The following is a 2,472-nucleotide window of genomic DNA, read 5'->3' on the forward strand; positions in this document are numbered from 1 at the left end:
TTTGTCTCCTTTTAAATTGTCTAAAAATTCCGTAAGCGTTTTTCCATCATTGCCTGGAAGTTCTTTCCAAATATCAAAAGCCGATTTTCCATCAAGACCATCTTTTCCGTCTGTACCTTTTTCACCAGTAGCACTTAAAGGAATCCATGCTGTATTATCTTTGGGATCTCTTACAAATACAGTTCCTGTATCGTAATCAATATACATTTGGATTGTTCCATCTAATCCTTTTGTACCAGGCAATCCGTTTCCTCCACTGATACCATTTTTTCCGTCGATTCCATTTTTTCCGTTAACAGAAGTCCAAGTTCCATCAGTATTCTGTATATAAATAGTATTAGTTGCAGTATCTACATAAAGACTAATATTTTCACCCGGATAACCAGGATCTCCTTTTTGACCAGGAACACCAGTACCTGTCATAGTATTTATCTCTGTAGAAGCAACTATCCTTAGCCATTTATCAATAAACCAGTAGTAATATCCTGGTTTAACATCAGAAATTGTACTTGTATTAAAAATTAACAAACTGTTTACATTTCCATTTTTGATAGTAACTGCATCTTTTGAACTTGTTAAAGCTACTCTAGGAATCAAAAGTCCTTTGTCGTTAGCAAAAATTTCTAATTGTGATGATTGGTTTGGATTTGGAATACCAACTCCTATTTGGGAATAAGCTCCAAAGCTTCCTAAAACAAAAAATAGAGGAAGTAATTTATTCTTCATAATACTTAATCTTAGTTATAAATTATTTTTAGTTTCCACATGTCTAAGTGTCATAAATTCTGATTAATATTCATCACAACACAATTAAAATAGTGGATTAACAAAATTCCAATTTCTTTTTTCTTCTTTTTGCCTGTAAAAGTTTTTTGACTTTCACTTTAAGACATTACTTACAAAAAAAAAACTAATAGTAGTATATATAAAATAAAAAAGCCTCGCTAAAACGAGGCATTTAAATATCAATAAAGTAAATAAGTTTTCTCAAACTTATTGCTATTCGTTAATAATCTACTAGCAAAAGTCAGATTAGTCTAGTTATAATATTATTAGTTAACTCCTAAAGAATTAGCTAAATATTTAATCACTATTTCTTTACCTTTTTCAAGCTTCCAAATAATAATTTAGCTAACATTATTTCACTAAAATGAATCTGGCATAATCTATCGTCATCCTTGTTATTAAATCAGTTGTAGTGGCAGTTAAGCGGAAAGTAACAGCTTTAGCAGCATTATTTATTACGGTTGTTCTGAATGAAATTCCATTACTTGTCCAAAGAGTAAGCTTTCCATCGTTAAAGAATATACGACCTGACATCACTACATCTCCTCCTGCTCCACCCCAGCTGAAATTATCCGGCCATGTTGCACCATTATCTTCAGACATCAAAATGGAATTCCCCCAAACTCCAGCTCCCTGACTTCTGTAAATACGGAAGCTGAATTCGATTGAACCGCTATCCTTAGTCAATGTCCCTACAGGGATCGTGAAATCTTTATAAAGAGAAGAATTTTGACTGTTGACTGGCTCATTCCATCCATACCCCCAAACTTGAGGAGGATCTTCACTTTCATTCATTAAAACAAAAGTAGAAGCAATTGGTTGAGGAACTATAGGTGCAGGCGGGGTGGTCTTAATCCAAGCAGCTACAACTTCATCATAAGAGTAAAATCCGTTTTGATCGATGAACCTTGCTGTTCCTGTCTGTGTTCCTGTCGAAACATTCATAATATAAATCATTGTTGCAGTTTTCACTCCAACCATTGATTGAGCTCTTTGCCTATCAACTCTTGGCATTAACAACCCTTCAGGTTCAACTGCTGTTCCTGTTGACTTTTTAGCTGCAATATCGAATGTTGATAATGGTTTTGGAGTATTAACTCCTATTTGACCATATGAAAATATTGCTGCACCAAAACAAGTTATTAGTGTAAAAATTATTTTTTTCATTGTTGTTTTTTAAAAATCATTTTTAAAATAAAAAATAATACTGGTCTAGAATTAGACCAGTATTACTATAATTAATGATTACATTGTATATGTAATTACATACCAGTTTATACCATCAGACTGTAATGTGATTTTCGCACTACCTGCTGTCACTCCTCCAAATAAGCTTACCGCTATATACGGATATTGTGCATTACTTGAGTACAATACAGGATAATTAAAATTAACTTTTACAGGTGTTCCATCTGCTTTTACAGTATTGAACTGGTTAATGATCAACATTCTTCCTTTGTTATCAGCAGCAGCTGGAAGTGTGATTGTGATATCATTTGTCAAATCTGTAGCTATTACAGTATAATCTGTAGCAGTTAAAGTATAGTCGCTATTAATTACTTTTATGTCCATAACATAACCCTGATTATTAATCTTAACCCAGTTCGGTGACTTTGCAGCCCACTCAGAATCACGGCCTGCAACTGTTTTATCTGATCCTACATAAGCATAGATATTTCCGTTTGG

1 protein-coding gene and 2 pseudogenes are annotated in these 2,472 nt (G+C 33.3%); all 3 read right to left on the reverse strand.

The window, feature by feature from the left end; translation table 11 throughout:
• A pseudogene (locus tag IRZ83_RS19385) lies at window positions 1–726 on the reverse strand (hypothetical protein); the annotation flags it as partial.
• A gap of 411 nt (window positions 727–1,137) precedes the next feature.
• Window positions 1,138–1,953, reverse strand: a complete 816-nt coding sequence (locus tag IRZ83_RS19390) for a hypothetical protein (protein WP_194570766.1) — start codon at window positions 1,951–1,953, stop codon at window positions 1,138–1,140.
• 78 nt (window positions 1,954–2,031) lie between these two features.
• Window positions 2,032–2,472: pseudogene (locus tag IRZ83_RS19395) on the reverse strand (hypothetical protein); the annotation flags it as partial.

The sequence above is a fragment of the Flavobacterium sp. JLP genome (assembly GCF_015350755.1).
GTDB lineage: Bacteria > Bacteroidota > Bacteroidia > Flavobacteriales > Flavobacteriaceae > Flavobacterium.